Genomic DNA, 17,124 nt, shown 5'->3' with positions numbered 1-17,124 from the left:
CGTCAACCTCCTCTGGAAGTTGACGTTTTTATTTGATAATTTTTATGTTCCCCTTTTGTATTCTCTTTCGAAAAGCGTTAATGATCAACAATTTAAAGGGCTTTCTAGATGGAGGGAATAACAATAAAAATCCAAATAAATCCGTAATAAATCCAGGTGTTAACAGCAGGGTTCCTCCAATTAAAATACAAATACCATCCAGGACAGATTCACCAGGGAGTTGACCATGTGCAAGCTGTTCTTGAGCTTTTTTTATAGTCTGCAATCCTTCTCTCTTGGCCAAATAGGCACCGATTACTCCTGTTAGAATGATAAAAGCTAGGGTTGGCAAAAATCCTATTGTTTTACCTGATAACAGCAGGAATCCGATATCTATTGCGGGTATTACAATAATTAATAAAGCTAAATAGCGCATTGTTCCATCCCCTTCAAACAAGCTTTTATCTATTATACATCGAAGAAAGAAAAAAAGAAGGGAAATCCCTTCTTTCTGATTCTATAATACACTAGCGTGCCCGTTATAAATGACACCTCTTGTTGCGTCTACTGTGATTTCTTGGCCATCAGTAAATAACTCAAGTGCCTTTTCCACACCAACAATAACAGGAATACCAAGGTTTAGACCAACTACTGCTGCATGGCTTGTTAACCCGCCCTCTTGAGTAATTAGAGCCGCACATTTTTCAATCGCTGGTACCATATCACGGTCTGAACCAAGCGTAACTAAAATGGAACCTGGTTTAACTTTCTGAATGGCTTCCCCTGCATTATGGGCAATAACCACTTTACCAAAAGCAGATTTACGACCGATTCCTTGAGCTCTCGCAATAATATCCCCAACAACATGAATTTTCATTAGGTTCGTTGTTCCAGCTTCGCCAACTGGTACACCAGCAGTAATGACAACTAAGTCACCATGTTTAACAAGACCGCTATTTACACTTTCCTCAACAGCACTATCCAGCATTTCATCCGTAGAGCCGCAGATTCTTCCAAGCTTAGGATATACACCCCATACAAGCGCTAAACGGCGGCAGATTTGCTCATTGTACGTAACTGCCACGATTGGTGCCTTTGTACGGTATTTTGCTATCATCCTAGCAGTATGACCGCTTTCAGTTGGTGTAACAATTGCATTTACATCAAGATTTAGTGCTGTATGTGCAACAGACTGACCAATGGCGTCTGTAAGATTGTGTTCGGTATTTTTACTACGTGCTGATAAAATTTCTTTATGATCTAATGCTTGTTCTGCTCTAGACGCAATATTATGCATGGTTTGTACAGCTTCAACAGGGTAGATTCCAGCGGCTGTTTCACCAGATAACATGATAGCATCTGTACCATCAAAGATTGCATTCGCAACATCACTAGCCTCGGCACGTGTTGGGCGCGGATTACGCTGCATGGAATCAAGCATTTGTGTAGCAGTAATAACAGGCTTACCATGTGCATTACACTTCTTGATTAACATTTTTTGTACAAGTGGTACTTCTTCAGCTGGTATTTCTACACCTAGATCTCCACGTGCGACCATTAAACCGTCAGATATTTCAAGGATTTCATCAATGTTATCGACGCCTTCTTGATTTTCAATCTTAGGGATAATATCGATGTGTGTAGCTTGCTTTTCCTCTAATAACTGACGAATTTCCATTACGTCACTTGCACGGCGTACAAAAGAAGCAGCAATAAAATCAACACCCTGTTCAATTCCAAAAATGATATCATTTGTGTCTTTTTCAGTAATACCTGGAAGTTTGACCGATACTCCTGGTACGTTGACACCCTTTTTATTCTTCAATGTCCCGCTATTAAGGATTTTTGTTTGAATTTCATTTTGTGCTTTATCAATATTAAGGACTTCTAGGCCGATTAAACCATCATCTAATAATATTTTAGAGCCCACATGAACATCATCGATTAATCCTGGGTATGTAATGGAAAACTTTTCAGTTGTACCTTCGACTTCAGTCATCGAAACAATAATATTTTCCCCTGATTTAAGTTCAATTGCACCATTTACCATATTATTCGTGCGGATTTCTGGACCTTTTGTATCAAGTAGAATGGCCACAGTCTTCCCTGTTCGTTTAGAAGCTTCACGGATATTTTGAATTCGCTGTCCATGCTCTTCAAAGTCACCATGGGAAAAATTTAAGCGTGCTACATTCATACCGGATTCAATTAATTGGGTTAACTTTTCTACACTCTCACTAGCAGGGCCAATCGTACAGACGATTTTCGTTTTACGTAACATTCTTTGTTTCCTCCTATATTTCAACTAGTACTAAATTAGATCGATAATTCTTTTGAAAGTTTAACAAGGTCTAGGTCCAGCACGTGCTTTCTTTCTAATGCCTCAACGATATCATAATCTACCACACGATTACTTTCCATCCCTACAGCACGTCCGCCTTTTCCATCGATTAATAATTCAACTGCTCTTGCACCTAAGCGGCTTGCAAGCACCCTGTCTGCTGCAGTTGGCGAACCACCGCGTTGAATATGCCCAAGTACAGATACTCGAGTGTCAAAGTTAGTAGCTTCTTTTAACTGTTGCGCAAATTCATTGCCGTTGCAAACTCCTTCCGCAACAATGATGATACTATGCTTCTTACCGCGTTCCTGACCTTTCCTGAGCCTTTCTGCAATTTCAGCCATATCGAAGCCTTCTTCAGGAATAAGAATCGTTTCTGCACCGCCTGCAAGACCAGCATACAAAGCGATGTCACCAGCGTCTCTGCCCATAACTTCAATAACAAAGGTTCTTTCATGTGATGTAGCTGTATCACGAATTTTATCCAAAGCGTCAATAACAGTATTTAATGCTGTATCAAATCCGATTGTTAGTTCGGTACCAGGAATATCATTATCAATCGTACCAGGTACACCTACACATGGATATCCTTGCTGAGTCAAAGCTCTTGCACCACGATAAGAACCATCGCCGCCAATGACAACTAGCCCTTCAATACCATGTGCTTTTAACTGCTCAATTCCTTTTTGCTGTCCCTCTGGTGTTTTAAATTCTGGGCATCGTGCTGTATGCAGCATGGTACCTCCGCGATGAATAATATCACCGACAGAGCCGAGTTCAAGTTTCTTTATATTTCCAGAGATTAGTCCGGTGTATCCACCATAAATTCCATACACCTCAACATTGTGATATATCGCCTTTCGAACTACAGCCCGGATCGCAGGATTCATTCCTGGTGAGTCTCCACCACTTGTTAATACACCAATCTTTTTCATTTCTACCACCTCATGGGATTTACTAAAATATGTATATCTAAATTGAAGTTATCTTTATACGTGTACTTCATTTATTATAAACTAAAAAGCCGGTAATATTTATAAAATACCACTAAAGAGACCCCTATAACAACTCAATCATATTAGTAAAAACAATAGGCGAAATAATCTGTAAACTGAAACCGCTTAACCAAGAAATGGAAACGCAGTCATTTACACTTATTGGATAATTTTTGACATAAATGTGAAAAAGGAAGTAAGTCCCAAATACAAAAACGTGCTCTTAGAGCACGTTTTAAATTTTAATATAATCCTTAATAAATGAGTATTCACCAATCGTTCTAAATCGATTATAGCGATCTGCAATAAGTTCCTCTTCTGAGAGTTCTAAAAGTTCCTTTAAAGATTTCTTCAGGAAATTGTCAATTGCTTCTGATTGACCCTTAACGTCTTTATGTGCTCCACCCTTAATTTCTGGGATTATATCATCGATGATTCCCAGTTCCTTTAGGTCTGGTGCTGTTATTTTCATGGACTCCGCTGCTTTCTTTGCCAGTGCAGAATCCTTCCATAATATAGCAGCAGCACCTTCTGGTGAAATAACAGAATACGTAGAATTCTCGAGCATGTACATGCGGTTACCCACCCCTAATGCGAGCGCACCACCACTTCCACCCTCGCCAATAACGATGCAAATAACTGGAACCTTAAGACCGGCCATTTCAAATAGGTTACGGGCAATGGCTTCACTTTGTCCCCGTTCTTCTGCAGCCTTTCCTGGGTAGGCACCTTTTGTATCAATAAAACAAATGATAGGACGATTAAATTTATCCGCCTGCTTCATTAGACGAAGTGCTTTTCTATAGCCTTCAGGATGTGGCATTCCAAAGTTCCTGCGGATATTTTCTTTGGTGTCTTTTCCTCTTTGATGACCAATGACGGTTACTGGAAGCCCGCGGAACCTTGCAACACCGCCGACAATAGCTTCATCATCACCAAATGTTCTGTCTCCGTGACATTCAAAGAAACCGTCAAATAGATTAGAGATATAATCTAATGTAGTCGGTCTATTTGGATGTCTGGCAATTTGAACACGGTCCCATGGCTTTATATTGTTATAAATATCTTTTTCAAGCTTTTCAAGTCGTAATTCTAACTTTTCAATTTCGGATGATAAGTCCACATCTGCAGTTTTGGTAAACTCTTTAAGTTCGGCAATTTTATTTCTTAATTGCACGACTGGGCGTTCAAATTCTAATTCCCCTACCATTCGAGCTCACCTCCAGGTTGATGAATTTCGAGTAAGTTTGTGATTTTATCAACTAAATCTGGACGAGTAATAATCGCGTCCAGTTGACCATGCTTTAAGAGAAACTCCGCTGTTTGAAAATCCTCAGGCAATTCCTCACGAATGGATTGTTCAATAACTCTACGCCCTGCAAAACCGATTAATGCACCTGGTTCTGCAAAGTTATAGTCTCCCAATGATGCAAAGCTTGCAGAAACACCGCCAGTTGTAGGATGCGTCATAATCGAAATAATAAGTCCGCCATTTTCACTAAATCTCTTTAATGCCACACTTGTTTTCGCCATTTGCATTAAGCTGAGGACGCCTTCTTGCATTCTAGCACCGCCAGAGGCAGTAAAAATAATAAACGGCACTGACATTTCATCAGCTTTTTCGATCGCACGAGTTATTTTTTCACCTACAACAGAACCCATACTACCCATTCTAAAAGTAGAATCCATAATAGCCAATACAACTTTATTTCCGTTAACACTTCCCGAGCCTGTTACGACTGCCTCATTAATCTTCGTTTTCTGACGGTCTTTTTCTACTTTTTCCAGGTAATCCGGGAAGTTTAATGGATTCTCGGAAACCATGTTTTCGTCTATTTCAATGAAGCTGTCTTCATCTAAAAAGCTGATGATACGCTCCTTTGCGTTCATGGCAAAGTGATATCCACAATGTAGACATACTTTCAAATTTTTATTTAATTCTTTCGTATACATTATCGTCTTACATGATGGACATTTAGTCATAATCCCTTCAGGTACATCACTTTTAGCAGCCTCAGTAGGAATCGTTGCGTATTTTTTCTTTTTTACCGTATTTTTTGTAAAAAGGTCTTTAAGCAATTTGTCCAAACCTCCTTGTTCGAAAAATCTGCCAATCGGCAAGTTTTTTTATCATTCTTTATTTGAAGTCTTGCCTTAAATAATGACAATTCAAACCTAACCTCGATAATTGGTCAGACCACCCAAAAACTAAAAATGCCCACATCCAATTGGGCTTGATTGCTTGTCTATCACTATAAAGGAAAAATACTTCAAAATCTGTTAGTATTTGTCGGTTAAAATAGACAAATTTCTTAATTTGCGATAAACAGATAATATTTTTTCCTCATCTTTTCCAATCAAGGCTTCGATTAACATTAAATAGCTATCACGATTGTACTCTTCGTTTTGTAAACTCAAAGAATGGTGATAGTCCTTTAATATTAACCATATTCTTGAAAACAGATAATTGTCTGCTAGTTCAATAAGTTCATAAAAGAATTGATCATCATTTAATTGTTTGGCTTCTACCAAGCTTTTTAGCTTTACTACCTGCTTTTCATCAGCTCGATTTAGGACTAACCGAAGAAGATCCATTTCTATTAGGTTCTTTGTTTCAATAACGTCTAACTTTGCCTTTTCATCTTGAAGAATAAAGGTCCCAAGCAGCTGTACAAGTTGATTTCCTCGAAAATCGCGTATAAAGGTGCCTTCACCGCGTCTCGTTTCAATTAAGCCTAATAGTTCTAATGCTCTTAATGCTTCCCGAACGGAAGAGCGCCCGACATTCAGGCGCTCTGATAATTCCCGTTCAGATGGGATTTTATCTCCAGATTTCAAATTATCTGCAGCTATCATCTCTCTTAGCTGTTTCACAATCTCAAGATATACTTTAGTATTCGTCACTTAACAATCACTCACTTTTACCTATGATAGCGAGCCTCATTGTTTTTTCTTTTATATCTTCAGGGTCAACCTTAATACGTGCAACACCTGTTTCCATGGCTGCTTTTGCTACTGCAGCAGCAACAGCCGGAGCAACACGAGGATCAAATGGTGCAGGGATGACATAATCCTCATCTAATTCAGATTCATTTATTAAACTGGCTATTGCCTCAACGGCTGCCACTTTCATTGCCTCGTTTATGTGTGTGGCACGGACATCTAGAGCACCTCGGAAAATTCCAGGGAAGGCTAGGACATTATTTACCTGGTTTGGAAAATCAGATCTACCCGTTCCTACCACTCTTGCTCCTGCTTCCTTTGCTGCCTGTGGCATAATTTCTGGATTAGGGTTTGCCATAGCAAATATGATTGCATCCTTGTTCATTGAAGCAACCATTTCTTTTGTTAGAGCACCTTCAACCGATACACCAATAAATACATCAGCACCTTTTATTACATCTTCAAGGCTACCAGTAAGATTATCACGATTTGTAAATTTTGCAACCTCTGCCTTAACGTCATTCATACCTTGCGGACGTCCTTCGTAAATGGCACCCTTCGTATCACACATCACAATATCTCGAACCCCATAGCTGTGTAATAATTTTATAATGGCAATTCCAGCAGCTCCAGCACCATTTGCCACCACTTTGATTTCAGTGATTTTTTTGTCAATCAGCTTAAGAGCGTTAACAAGACCAGCTGCTGTAACAATAGCGGTACCATGTTGATCATCATGGAAAACAGGAATATTCGCTTCTTTTTTCAATCGTTCCTCGATAACAAAGCAATTCGGTGCAGCGATATCTTCAAGATTCACGCCGCCAAAAGTTGGCTCGAGCAACTTAACCGTTTCAATAATCTTCTCTACATCGGTTGTGTTTAAACAAATTGGGAAGGCATCGACGCCGGCAAAGCTTTTGAATAAAACTGCTTTCCCTTCCATTACAGGGAGCGCAGCTTCTGGTCCAATGTTACCAAGACCTAACACTGCTGTACCATCAGTAACTACAGCAACCATATTGCCTTTCATTGTGTAATCGTAAACCGTTTCAGGCTTTTCATAAATATCTTTACACGGTTCGGCAACGCCAGGAGAATACGCTAAACTTAAATCCTTGGCATTTCTTACTGGTACTTTTGATTTTGACTCAAGCTTTCCCTTATTAATTCGATGCATATGTAGTGCTTCTTCCCGTAATGTCAAGATATGTCACCCCTTCAATTAGTACAAAAAGATATCGATAAATACAATGAATCATAGTCTGTTTTTTAGTGGTCAGACCACACCATCTTCATTTACCACTATAACACATCTGCAAGAGTTGTAAAGAATTATTCTTTTAAAACTACATTGTCTGTTCCCAGAAAATCACGTAATCCTTTCATGAGATTATCGCTAGGGTGAATCATAAACTCACTACCCAGTCTGATCGTTTTCCTGCTGGTTTCATAGTGTAAAACCACTTTCGTTTGCCCAGAATTCGCTTTAAATAATTGTTTTAAATGGTTTAAGGAGTGCTCGTCTTGTTTTTCATTGGCTATTTTTAAATATAATATTGAATCCTGCTTCGTTTTTGTATTCAACCACGTCTCGATTTCAGAGGCTTGTTGAACATTGAATTGAAGCTTCCCTTCACGTTCTTCCACTTTCCCTTCTATAACAGCAAACCTCCCAGGTTCGATCAAGTGAGAATATTTTTTGTACACTGCTGGAAAAGCAACAGCTTCCATTTCACCACTTGAATCACTTACATTTAGGAAAGCCATGGAATCCCCTTTTTTTGTTCTGATTTTCCGTATAGATGTTATATACACACCAGCGGCAGCTCGTCTTTGGTTCGCCGAGAATTCAAGTAAAGCATTTGCTCCAGCTGTTTTAAGTCTTTTTTCAAAAATCGCGACAGGGTGATCTGAAAGATAAAAGCCAAGAGCCTCTTTTTCATAAGCAAGCTTATCCTCTAATCTTATAGGATCAACAAGGACGTATTTTGGCTTAAGTTGAAATTCATCAAGAAATAGCTCTACTTGGCTTGAATCGTCTACCTTAAATAATTGTGCATGCTCTAGAGCAACATCTAAACTTGCCAGCAAAACCGAACGGTCTTCGTTAAATTCATCGAAACTTCCAGAATGAACGAGAACCTCCAGTGTTTTTCGATTGATTGCTTTTGATGACACCCTCGTGCAAAAATCGAATAAATCCTCAAACCTTTTACTTTTTCTTGCTTGAAAAATTTCTCTTAATGCTGCTGCACCTACACTTTTAATGGCTGCAAGGCTGTATCTGATACCAGACTTCTCTACTTGAAAGGAAAACCCGCTGTAATTGATGGATGGGGGAAGGATTTCAATATCCTTTTGTTTTGTTTCCAAAATGTATTGGGCTATTTTCGTTTCATTCCCAATTGCGGATGTTAACAGACCAGCCATAAAATAAAGGGGATAATTTGCTTTTAAATAGGCAAGCTGGTATGCAATCATACTATATGCCACTGCATGGCTTCGATTAAAACCATAATTTGCAAAACGAACAATTAAATCATAAATATCATTTGCCAGTGCAACATTATAACCTTTCTTTAATGCACCTTGGACAAAATGATTTCGTTCTCTATCCAACACATCCTTTTGCTTCTTTCCTACTGCCCTTCGCAGCAAATCCGCTTCTCCGAGGGAAAAGCCGGCCATTGTAGAGGCAATTTGCATGATTTGCTCTTGGTATACGATGACTCCATATGTGTTTTCCAGGATTGGTTTCAAATCTTCATGTGGGTACTCTACTGCTTGTGTCCCATGTTTCCGGTCAATAAAAAGCGGAATATTCTCCATTGGTCCTGGACGATATAAAGCATTAACGGCAACGATATCTTCAAAGCGTGAAGGCTTCAAGCGCGATAATACCTTCCTCATCCCGTCTGATTCTAACTGAAAAACACCAGTTGTCTCTCCTCTTGACAATAGTTCGAAGGTCTTTTCATCATTTAATGGAATGGTTTTAATATCCACTTTTCTTCCAGTCTTCTTTTGTATAGAAGACAAGATCGATTCGATTAATGATAAATTTCTTAACCCAAGAAAATCCATTTTCAGTAAGCCTATTTCCTCAAGATGTTCCATTGAATACTGGGTTAAATACACATGATTATGTCCCTGTTGAATGGGGATTAACTCAATGAGCTGCTTCTCACTAATAACGACACCTGCAGCATGTGTTGAAGTATGGCGAGGTAATCCCTCAAGTTTTAATGCGGTTTCATAGAGTTTTCGATTCATTGGGCTTTCATCAATAAAGGCTCTAAGTGGCTGCGACTCTTTATAGGCGTCTTTAAGGCTAATTCCAAGACGCGCGGGAATACGTCTAGACAGCTGTTCTAATTCCTTCGTATTCAATCCAAAAGCCCTGCCAACATCTCTTAGCGCACCCTTAGCAGCCATGGTTCCAAACGTAACAATTTGAGCAACATGTAATTCACCATATTTTTTTGCAACATATTCTATTACTTCATCCCGACGATGATCGGGAAAATCGATATCTATATCCGGCATGGATATCCGCTCTGGATTTAAAAAACGTTCGAATAATAACTGATGGGACAACGGGTCCACATCGGTAATATACAAAACATAGGCAACAAGTGATCCTGCTGCCGATCCCCTGCCTGGACCGGTCAAAATACCATGCTCTCTGGCATATCTCATAAAATCCCAAACAATTAAAAAGTAGTTACTAAATTTCATGGAATTAATGACCGACAATTCATAAGACAATCGTTCATAGTGTTCTTTAGAAGGGGAAGTAAAGCGCTCCTTTAACCCTTTCTGACAGAGCATTTCCAAGTAATCTTCCGCTGACAGCTTATTTTCTGTCGGATATTCAGGTAAATAGGTTTTGTTCAATTCGATATTTACCATGCACCTTCTAGCGATTGTAATACTGTTCTCTAAGGCCTCGGGTAATTCAGGAAATGCCTCTACCATTTCATTTGCACTTTTTAAATAAAATTGATCGCTTTCAAGTCTTTCCCGGTGCTCATCCTGCAGTTTATCACCATTTTTTATTGCTAATAGACATTCATGAGCAAACGTATCTTCTTGGTCTATGTAATGAACTCTATTTGTAGCCACTAATGGAATACTTAGCTCCTCGGCAATACCTTGAATCCTCTGTGTTACGACTGCTTCGTCCTCTAAGTGATGGTTTTGGACACCTAGAAAAAATGACTTTTTGCCAAAGATAAGCTGAAGTTTTTTTATGATAGCGATCGCTTCTTCTTGTTGATTGCTTAATAGATTTTGTTCAATCTCTCCTTCAATCCCTGGAGAAATGGCAATAAGTCCTTCTGCATAATGTTTTAACCATTTAAAAGGAATACCGGTTGCCGCTTTCGTTTGAACGGCACTGGAAATTTTTAAAAGGTTTTTAAACCCCTTTTCATTTTCAGCAAGCAGGATTAATGGAAATGATTCTTGCTCCCTGTGTTCACTTTCTACATCAACGGTTAACCCCATAATCGGTTGAATATTGTTTTTTAAACATAATTTATAAAATTCAATACTTCCATACATCACATTTCTATCGGTTAATGCAATCGCCTTAAATCCTTTTTTCTTTGCATTATGAACCAATTCTTGAACCGAAGCTGTGCTTGTTAACAAGCTGTAAGCACTATAAACATGAAGGTGAATAAAAGACATTTTGTCACCCCTTCCAATAAAAACTCTTACTTATATTATAGAGCCAAACTCAAAAAAAGGAAAATATGTTCTTATTTTTAAATTCATAATCATGCTTGTTTGTCCATATAAATGTATAAGGGTATTGATATTCCGTGAGGGCGGTTGAGGTTATGAAAGAAATTGGTTTTTTTCCTACATTTATTGAAAGTTATTTTATTGCATTGGGCGTTATTCTAGGCGGTTCCTTAATTGGTGGAATCGCTGCCTTTCTAACTGGACAACCACCGCTTACAGCTGTTTACAGGCTGTCGACAGACTTAAGAATATGGGCAATTGTCGCTGCAATCGGCGGAACATTTGATGCAGTTTACACCTTTGAGAGAGGGTTATTTAATGCAGAAACAAGGGACATTTTTAAACAGCTCCTGATTATCCTTTCAGCGTTAGGCGGTGCCCAGACAGGCGCACTCATTATTAATTGGTTAACACAGGAGTATATATCGTGAGAATTCCTCCCTATTATCGACGACCCTCGTGGCAGCGTTTTTTTGCAGGGATGGTCATTGGCGGTGCAATCAGCTGGTGTATCTTCATTTATATTTTTGGTGTTTGGCAGGAGGAGCATACTGCATTAATTGATAAACAAAGCGAAGAAATTATTGATTTAAAGGAAGAAAAAAAGATTTGGCAGGAAGAATACAAAGAGATCAATAAACGTACAATCGAACAGCTAACCACCCAAAAAATCAATATAAAAATAACAAATTGGGAAAAATATAAACTAGACTTACTAAGTGTTTCAGAGATCGAGGATTCAGTAAAAGATGATATTAGTATGATGATTGCAAAGGACATTGATACCGTCTATAAGAGCAAAGAATTAATCAAGAAAATCATTCAAAATAAACCCGTTAAAATAAACGACAAACGGTACAAACTAAATGTGAGGGAAATGGTTATCTTCACCACCCTCTCCATTCAATTAGAAATAGAATTCGAACATTAAAAAAGAATCGGCCTCTACTATGCGGCCGATTCTTTGCATTATGATTGATAGTTGTCACAAACAGCGCTAAGTTCTTTTACTACATTCTCAACCTCATCCCATGAATGGATTGATGCACCAGAAGCAAGTGGATGTCCACCGCCTTTAAACTTTCTTGCAACTCCATTAATGACTGGACCTTTTGAACGTAAACGTACCCTGATTTGATCTTCTTCTTCAATAAAAAACACCCATGCTTTAATACCTTTTACATCGCCTAAAGTCCCAACGAGTAATGAAGCCTCTGATGGCTCTGCGTTGTATTCATCCAATAGCTCCTTTGTTAGCATCACAGAAGCTACACCATTATCCTGCATTTCAAAGTTTTGAAGAATATAGCCGTTTAATTTAATAATATTGGTATCACGCTCGTACATTTTGTCAAAAAGCTCGGTACGAGAAAAATCATAATGAATGAGTTCTCCTGCATAAGCAAAGGTTTTGTCTGTCGTGCTTGGAAATAGGAATCTTCCTGTATCACCAACAATCCCGCCAAATAATAGCCTTGCAGCAGCATCATTTAATTTTAACCCTCTGTCCTTACCAAATAAATAAAATTCATAAATCATCTCACTACATGAACTTGCCGTTGTATCCACCCACAATAAATCACCATAAGGATCTTCGTTGGGATGATGGTCTATTTTGATTAGTTTATCCCCTAGTGAATATCTTCTATCACAAATTCGTTCCTCATTAGCGGTGTCACAAACAATAACCAGTGCTCCTTTGTATACCTCATCCGGAATAGAATCCAGACGGCGCATAAAATGGAGCGACCTTTCTTCTTTTCCAACTGCATACACCTTTTTATTTGGATATGATGCTTTTAGAATCTCAACTAATCCACATTGTGAACCGTATGCATCTGGATCTGGACGTACATGGCGATGTACGATTATGGTCTCATATTGTTCGATCATTTCTAAAATTTTTTCATTCAATGTGATCACCTCTCTATTGTTTTGAAGCAAGGGTAGTATTTTTTTAAAATAATATGTAAAATTAATAAGAGAATTTTTGACTTGGAGGAAAGGTAATGTCAGTTCTAGTTTTTTTCATCGTCATACTATTTGCTTTTTATTTATTTTATAAAACCAAATACTTTCGAACCAGCCGGCCAGTGGAAAAGAAATGGCTCAGTGCCAAATCGAATATAGCACTTGGTCTATTTGTCTTCTTATTTGGCATTAATCATTTATTTTTTATATCGCAAACGACGGTCACACTAATTGTCTCAATCATCTTTATTGTGTATGGCGGAATCTTTACTTGGGTTGGCTTTAAAAAGTATAAACATTATCTCCCATATGCCGAAGAAGAAGCAGCCAGTTACAATGCTAAATAAATGATAGCCGCTTATTTTCAAGCGGCTTTTTCATTTTCTAATTTCGATCAATCAGCTGACACATCATCATAGCCTTACCAACTAAGATCCCATCATTAAAGACCTCGACATCGACCTTACCAAATTTACGGCCCACCTCAAGCACTCTCGGATAAATCTCTAATATACTTTCCATCTGAACAGGCTTTAAAAAGTAAATGGTCATATTCTCAACAACCAAATCACCTTTTTTATAGCTCCGTAATACCCTGTTCGCAGCATCCGAAACAACCGTGGTAAAAACGCCATAAGAAATAGTACCCAGATGGTTTGTCATTTGCGGAGTAACTTCACAGGTATACACTTCTTCCCCTTTAGCTCTTCCACGCATTAACACCATTTGGTTTGTAACAATATCATCAAGTGTCTCTCCTACTTGCGGCTGACGCTGATTCATCTGTAAGGCTTTTAATACATCCTGCCTGCTAATGATCCCTTCAAGACGATTGGTATCATCTACAACCGGAAGAACTTCGATTCCTTCCCAGACCATCATATGTGCGGTTGATGCCACACTTGTTTTACCAGAAACAGTCATCGGCTGTTTTGTCATAATCTTTTCGATGGTCGTATCAGACTCCTGCCCCATGATATCTTTAGCCGTTACCATCCCCTGAATCTTCATGTTCTGATCTACAACCGGATAACGGCTATGTGTGGTTTCAAGATTGAGAGTATGCCACCTAGAAACCTTATCAGAAGTTTTAAGATAAAAAGTCTCAGTAAGTGGTGTTAAGATATCCTCCACCAGTATAATTTCTTTCTTTATCAACTGGTCATAAATAGCCCGGTTTATCATGGTAGCCACTGTAAACGTATCATAGCTTGTTGAGATAATCGGCATTTCTAGACTATCAGCAAGCTTCTTGATATGGTCGTCGGTATCGAATCCTCCAGTTATTAAGACAGCAGCACCAGCTTTCAATGCAAGTTCCTGAGCCTGTGTACGATTTCCGACGATTAACAGGTTGTCAGGACCGGTATAGCGCATCATCGCTTCAAGTTTCATGGCACCGATAACAAATTTATTCAACGTTTTGTGCAAGCCAGTCTTGCCGCCTAAAACCTGACCCTCCACAATATTAACGACTTCTGCAAAGGTAAGCTTTTCAATATTCTCTTTTTTCTTTCGTTCAATCCTAATCGTACCTACACGTTCGATTGTACTTACATAGCCTTTATTTTCAGCTTCCTTGATTGCTCTGTAAGCTGTACCTTCACTAACAGTCATCGCCTTGGCGATTTGCCGTACTGATATTTTTTCCCCAACAGGAAGTTCATCAATATATTGCAAAATCTGTTCATGTTTTGTAGCCAAGACCTTCACCCATTTCTTTAACCCTTTAATTAATAATAAGAATTGATATATTATTTATACCATTAATTTGAATAATAAACCAACACAAAAAGAGCCGTTTTTACAGGCTCCCCTTGTAGTATGGTTATCAATAATAAGAGCGGGATTTTTTATTAACTCTAAGCTGCTGCCGTTTTTTCGCTGCCTTTTTTGGGCTATATAACATGGCTGTGAGATTTCCCGCAATAACAATTAACGCAAACGCTAGCCATGAAATCGAAAAAATCCCTTCAAGACCTTCTGCTTGTATCGATAGTCTTGGAACAGCAAAATAAAGCATGAATCCACAAAGTAAAAGGCAAAGTAAATATCTGTTTTTTTTCAATTATTTCGTCTCCCCTCAATACTAACTGCTTGTATTACTTTATGCAGAGAAGGGATAAAAAAGTATTATAATTCAATAAATTCGCCAGGCTCTAGAACTTTCCCATTCTTATTTTCCAGCATTTCAATAAATTGTTTAGGATCCTGCTTAATTGGCGGGAATGTATTGTAATGGATTGGGACAATTGTTTTAGCTCCTAACAATTTTGCGGCATAGGCTGCATCCTCCGGCCCCATCGTAAAATTATCACCAATTGGCAAGAATGCTAAATCAATCGGATGTCTCTCACCGATAAGTTTCATATCCGAAAATAATGCTGTATCACCAGCATGATAGATCGTTTTTCCTTCTGCCATAAATAGGATACCCGCAGGCATACCGCAATAGATTATTTCATTATTTTCTGTAGTATAGCTTGATCCATGAAACGCTTGTGTTAATTTTACTTTTCCAAAATCAAATTGATGGGCCCCGCCAATATGCATAGCATGCGTATTGACACCCTGCCAGCTTAAGAATGTAGAAATCTCATGATTAGCGATTACTAGTGCATTGTTTCTTTTGGCTAACTCAACGGTATCACCGACGTGATCATTGTGACCATGAGTTAAGATAATGACATCTAAATTTAGATTTTCCACTTTTAAATCCGTTAATTGATTACCATTAATATATGGATCAATAATGATTCTTTTCCCATCCAATTCAATTTGAACAACCGAATGTCCATGATAAGATACTTTCATCAGCCATCTCCTCCAAAATCTTTATAGTATGTACTTCCATAAAAATTTCTAAATTCCTTCCTCATTTATATCCATAAATGGGGTAAATTAGCACATGCTATAGTAAGATTCTTTACACATGGACATAAAATTGATACCCTCAAATAGGAATTTATAGTTTAGGAGGAGAAAAAATGAACCAACGTTTGCACAAACTTCAAGCGTGGATGAAGGAAAATGGGATTGAAGTCAGCTTTATCACCTCTTCTGAAAATGTATATTATTTAAGCGGATTTTTCTCAAATCCACATGAACGTTTACTTGCTCTAGCCGTTTTTCAAGAAGAAGAGCCCTTCCTTGTGTGTCCTGGAATGGAGGTCCATGATGTCAAAAGCTCAGGCTGGAACCAAGAAATCATCGGCTATAGCGATATCGATAACCCATGGGAATTAGTACATACCTCAATCAATAATAGAATCAGCACTGTCCGAACCGTCGCAATTGAAAAAGAACATATGAACGTAGAACGTTATGAGCGGTTGACATCGTTATTTCCAAATGCTGCTTTTACTTCCGCTGAGGAAAAAATGAGAAAACTGCGGATGATTAAAGATGCAAAGGAATTAAAAATTATTGAGGAAGCGTGTGCATTGGCTGATTTTGCTATCGAAGTTGGCTGCAGTGAAATTAAAGAAGGTCGAACAGAATTAGATGTTCTAAACGCAGTTGAATATGCGCTAAAGAAAAAAGGCGTAACAGAAATGTCGTTTTCAACCATGGTCCTGACAGGAGCAAACGCTGCGTCCCCTCATGGAAACCCAGGAACCACAAAAATCCAAAAGGGTGATTTAGTCTTATTCGATTTAGGTGTAGTAGTAGACCGTTATTGTTCAGATATTACAAGAACCGTTGCGTATGGTGATATTAATGATAAACAAAAAGAAATATATGATACCGTCCTAAAAGGACAACTTGCAGCTATAGAGGCCAGTAAACCAGGGGTAACTGCTGCTGAGATTGACTTAAGAGCGCGAAGAATTATTTCAGAAGCAGGCTACGGGGAATACTTCCCGCATCGTCTCGGTCATGGACTTGGAATCAGTGTACACGAGTATCCTTCGATGACAGAAACAAATCAATTGATTATTGAAGAAGGAATGGTGTATACCATCGAACCTGGCATTTATGTACCTGGGGTAGCAGGAGTACGTATTGAGGACGATGTGTTCATTACCGCGGATGGAGCTAAGGTTTTGACCAAATTCCCTAAGGAATTACAGATCATTAGGTAGATAAAATTTAGTTACTTTTACCATTGCACTATTGAGGAAATTGCAGTATTATACT

16 protein-coding genes are annotated in these 17,124 nt (G+C 38.5%); 4 read left to right on the top strand and 12 right to left on the bottom strand.

Going from position 1 to position 17,124, the window contains the following annotated elements:
- Positions 1–28 precede the first annotated feature (28 nt).
- The 8 genes from QFZ31_RS27340 to dnaE all read right to left on the bottom strand — a co-directional run bounded on the left by QFZ31_RS27340 (position 29) and on the right by dnaE (position 10,956).
- Positions 29–415, bottom strand: a complete 387-nt coding sequence (locus tag QFZ31_RS27340) for an FxsA family protein (RefSeq protein ID WP_307309208.1) — start codon at positions 413–415, stop codon at positions 29–31.
- Positions 416–496: 81 nt separating this feature from the next.
- Positions 497–2,260 carry a pyruvate kinase gene (gene pyk / locus QFZ31_RS27335; protein ID WP_307309205.1) on the bottom strand — a complete coding sequence of 588 codons (1,764 nt, stop codon included), beginning with the start codon at positions 2,258–2,260 and terminating at the stop codon, positions 497–499.
- A gap of 35 nt (positions 2,261–2,295) precedes the next feature.
- Entirely contained in the window at positions 2,296–3,255 is a 960-nt protein-coding gene (gene pfkA / locus QFZ31_RS27330; RefSeq protein WP_307309203.1) for a 6-phosphofructokinase, read from the bottom strand.
- Between the two features lie 295 nt (positions 3,256–3,550).
- Positions 3,551–4,525: an acetyl-CoA carboxylase carboxyl transferase subunit alpha gene (gene accA / locus QFZ31_RS27325; RefSeq protein WP_307309200.1), complete on the bottom strand. Its 975-nt coding sequence runs from the start codon at positions 4,523–4,525 to the stop codon at positions 3,551–3,553.
- Positions 4,519–5,394 (bottom strand): acetyl-CoA carboxylase, carboxyltransferase subunit beta, encoded by an 876-nt coding sequence (accD, locus tag QFZ31_RS27320; RefSeq protein WP_179601837.1) that lies wholly within the window; start codon positions 5,392–5,394, stop codon positions 4,519–4,521. Before accD ends, accA begins: the two co-directional genes overlap by 7 nt.
- 201 nt (positions 5,395–5,595) lie before the next feature.
- The gene (locus QFZ31_RS27315; protein ID WP_307309195.1) at positions 5,596–6,219 is read right to left on the bottom strand and encodes a FadR/GntR family transcriptional regulator; all 624 of its coding nucleotides are present in this window, start codon (positions 6,217–6,219) and stop codon (positions 5,596–5,598) included.
- Between the two features lie 7 nt (positions 6,220–6,226).
- Positions 6,227–7,465, bottom strand: coding sequence for an NADP-dependent malic enzyme (locus QFZ31_RS27310; RefSeq protein WP_179601835.1), 1,239 nt, complete (start codon positions 7,463–7,465; stop codon positions 6,227–6,229).
- A gap of 128 nt (positions 7,466–7,593) precedes the next feature.
- Positions 7,594–10,956, bottom strand: coding sequence for a DNA polymerase III subunit alpha (gene dnaE, locus QFZ31_RS27305; RefSeq protein ID WP_307309192.1), 3,363 nt, complete (start codon positions 10,954–10,956; stop codon positions 7,594–7,596).
- A gap of 152 nt (positions 10,957–11,108) precedes the next feature.
- Between dnaE and QFZ31_RS27300 the strand changes: the two genes are divergently transcribed.
- Together QFZ31_RS27300 and ytrI are read left to right on the top strand one after the other, a co-directional pair.
- Positions 11,109–11,444, top strand: a complete 336-nt coding sequence (locus tag QFZ31_RS27300) for a YtrH family sporulation protein (protein WP_045524254.1) — start codon at positions 11,109–11,111, stop codon at positions 11,442–11,444.
- On the top strand, positions 11,441–11,944 hold the full coding sequence (ytrI, locus tag QFZ31_RS27295; RefSeq protein WP_307309191.1) for a sporulation membrane protein YtrI: 504 nt from the start codon (positions 11,441–11,443) through the stop codon (positions 11,942–11,944). Before QFZ31_RS27300 ends, ytrI begins: the two co-directional genes overlap by 4 nt.
- A 38-nt stretch (positions 11,945–11,982) precedes the next feature.
- Here ytrI and QFZ31_RS27290 read toward each other — a convergent pair whose 3' ends face one another.
- Positions 11,983–12,927: a DHH family phosphoesterase gene (locus QFZ31_RS27290; RefSeq protein ID WP_307309188.1), complete on the bottom strand. Its 945-nt coding sequence runs from the start codon at positions 12,925–12,927 to the stop codon at positions 11,983–11,985.
- 95 nt (positions 12,928–13,022) lie between these two features.
- Here QFZ31_RS27290 and QFZ31_RS27285 point away from each other — a divergent pair, with 95 nt between their 5' ends.
- Positions 13,023–13,331 (top strand): YtpI family protein, encoded by a 309-nt coding sequence (locus QFZ31_RS27285; protein ID WP_179601830.1) that lies wholly within the window; start codon positions 13,023–13,025, stop codon positions 13,329–13,331.
- Between the two features lie 37 nt (positions 13,332–13,368).
- Here the strand turns inward: QFZ31_RS27285 and QFZ31_RS27280 are convergent, their stop codons facing one another.
- The 3 genes from QFZ31_RS27280 to QFZ31_RS27270 all read right to left on the bottom strand — a co-directional run bounded on the left by QFZ31_RS27280 (position 13,369) and on the right by QFZ31_RS27270 (position 15,798).
- Positions 13,369–14,688, bottom strand: a complete 1,320-nt coding sequence (locus QFZ31_RS27280) for a CBS domain-containing protein (RefSeq protein ID WP_307309186.1) — start codon at positions 14,686–14,688, stop codon at positions 13,369–13,371.
- 127 nt (positions 14,689–14,815) lie between these two features.
- On the bottom strand, positions 14,816–15,052 hold the full coding sequence (locus QFZ31_RS27275; RefSeq protein WP_307309184.1) for a hypothetical protein: 237 nt from the start codon (positions 15,050–15,052) through the stop codon (positions 14,816–14,818).
- A 65-nt stretch (positions 15,053–15,117) separates the two neighbouring features.
- A complete protein-coding gene (locus QFZ31_RS27270; RefSeq protein ID WP_307309181.1) occupies positions 15,118–15,798 on the bottom strand; it encodes a metal-dependent hydrolase in 681 nt (226 codons plus the stop codon).
- Positions 15,799–15,971: 173 nt separating this feature from the next.
- Between QFZ31_RS27270 and QFZ31_RS27265 the strand changes: the two genes are divergently transcribed.
- A complete protein-coding gene (locus QFZ31_RS27265) occupies positions 15,972–17,069 on the top strand; it encodes a M24 family metallopeptidase (RefSeq protein WP_307309179.1) in 1,098 nt (365 codons plus the stop codon).
- The last annotated feature ends 55 nt before the right edge of the window (positions 17,070–17,124 follow it).

It is taken from the genome of Neobacillus niacini, from assembly GCF_030817595.1.
Lineage (GTDB): Bacteria > Bacillota > Bacilli > Bacillales > Cytobacillaceae > Neobacillus > Neobacillus niacini_G.
This window is presented reverse-complemented; position numbering and strand designations above follow the sequence as displayed.

Coding starts and splice junctions, on each gene's coding strand:
- QFZ31_RS27340 (WP_307309208.1), bottom strand. CDS start 415: ATGCGCTATTTAGCTTTATTAATTATTGTAATACCCGCAATAGATATC.
- pyk (WP_307309205.1), bottom strand. CDS start 2,260: ATGTTACGTAAAACGAAAATCGTCTGTACGATTGGCCCTGCTAGTGAG.
- pfkA (WP_307309203.1), bottom strand. CDS start 3,255: ATGAAAAAGATTGGTGTATTAACAAGTGGTGGAGACTCACCAGGAATG.
- accA (WP_307309200.1), bottom strand. CDS start 4,525: ATGGTAGGGGAATTAGAATTTGAACGCCCAGTCGTGCAATTAAGAAAT.
- dnaE (WP_307309192.1), bottom strand. CDS start 10,956: ATGTCTTTTATTCACCTTCATGTTTATAGTGCTTACAGCTTGTTAACA.
- QFZ31_RS27300 (WP_045524254.1), top strand. CDS start 11,109: ATGAAAGAAATTGGTTTTTTTCCTACATTTATTGAAAGTTATTTTATT.
- QFZ31_RS27285 (WP_179601830.1), top strand. CDS start 13,023: ATGTCAGTTCTAGTTTTTTTCATCGTCATACTATTTGCTTTTTATTTA.
- QFZ31_RS27270 (WP_307309181.1), bottom strand. CDS start 15,798: ATGAAAGTATCTTATCATGGACATTCGGTTGTTCAAATTGAATTGGAT.
- QFZ31_RS27265 (WP_307309179.1), top strand. CDS start 15,972: ATGAACCAACGTTTGCACAAACTTCAAGCGTGGATGAAGGAAAATGGG.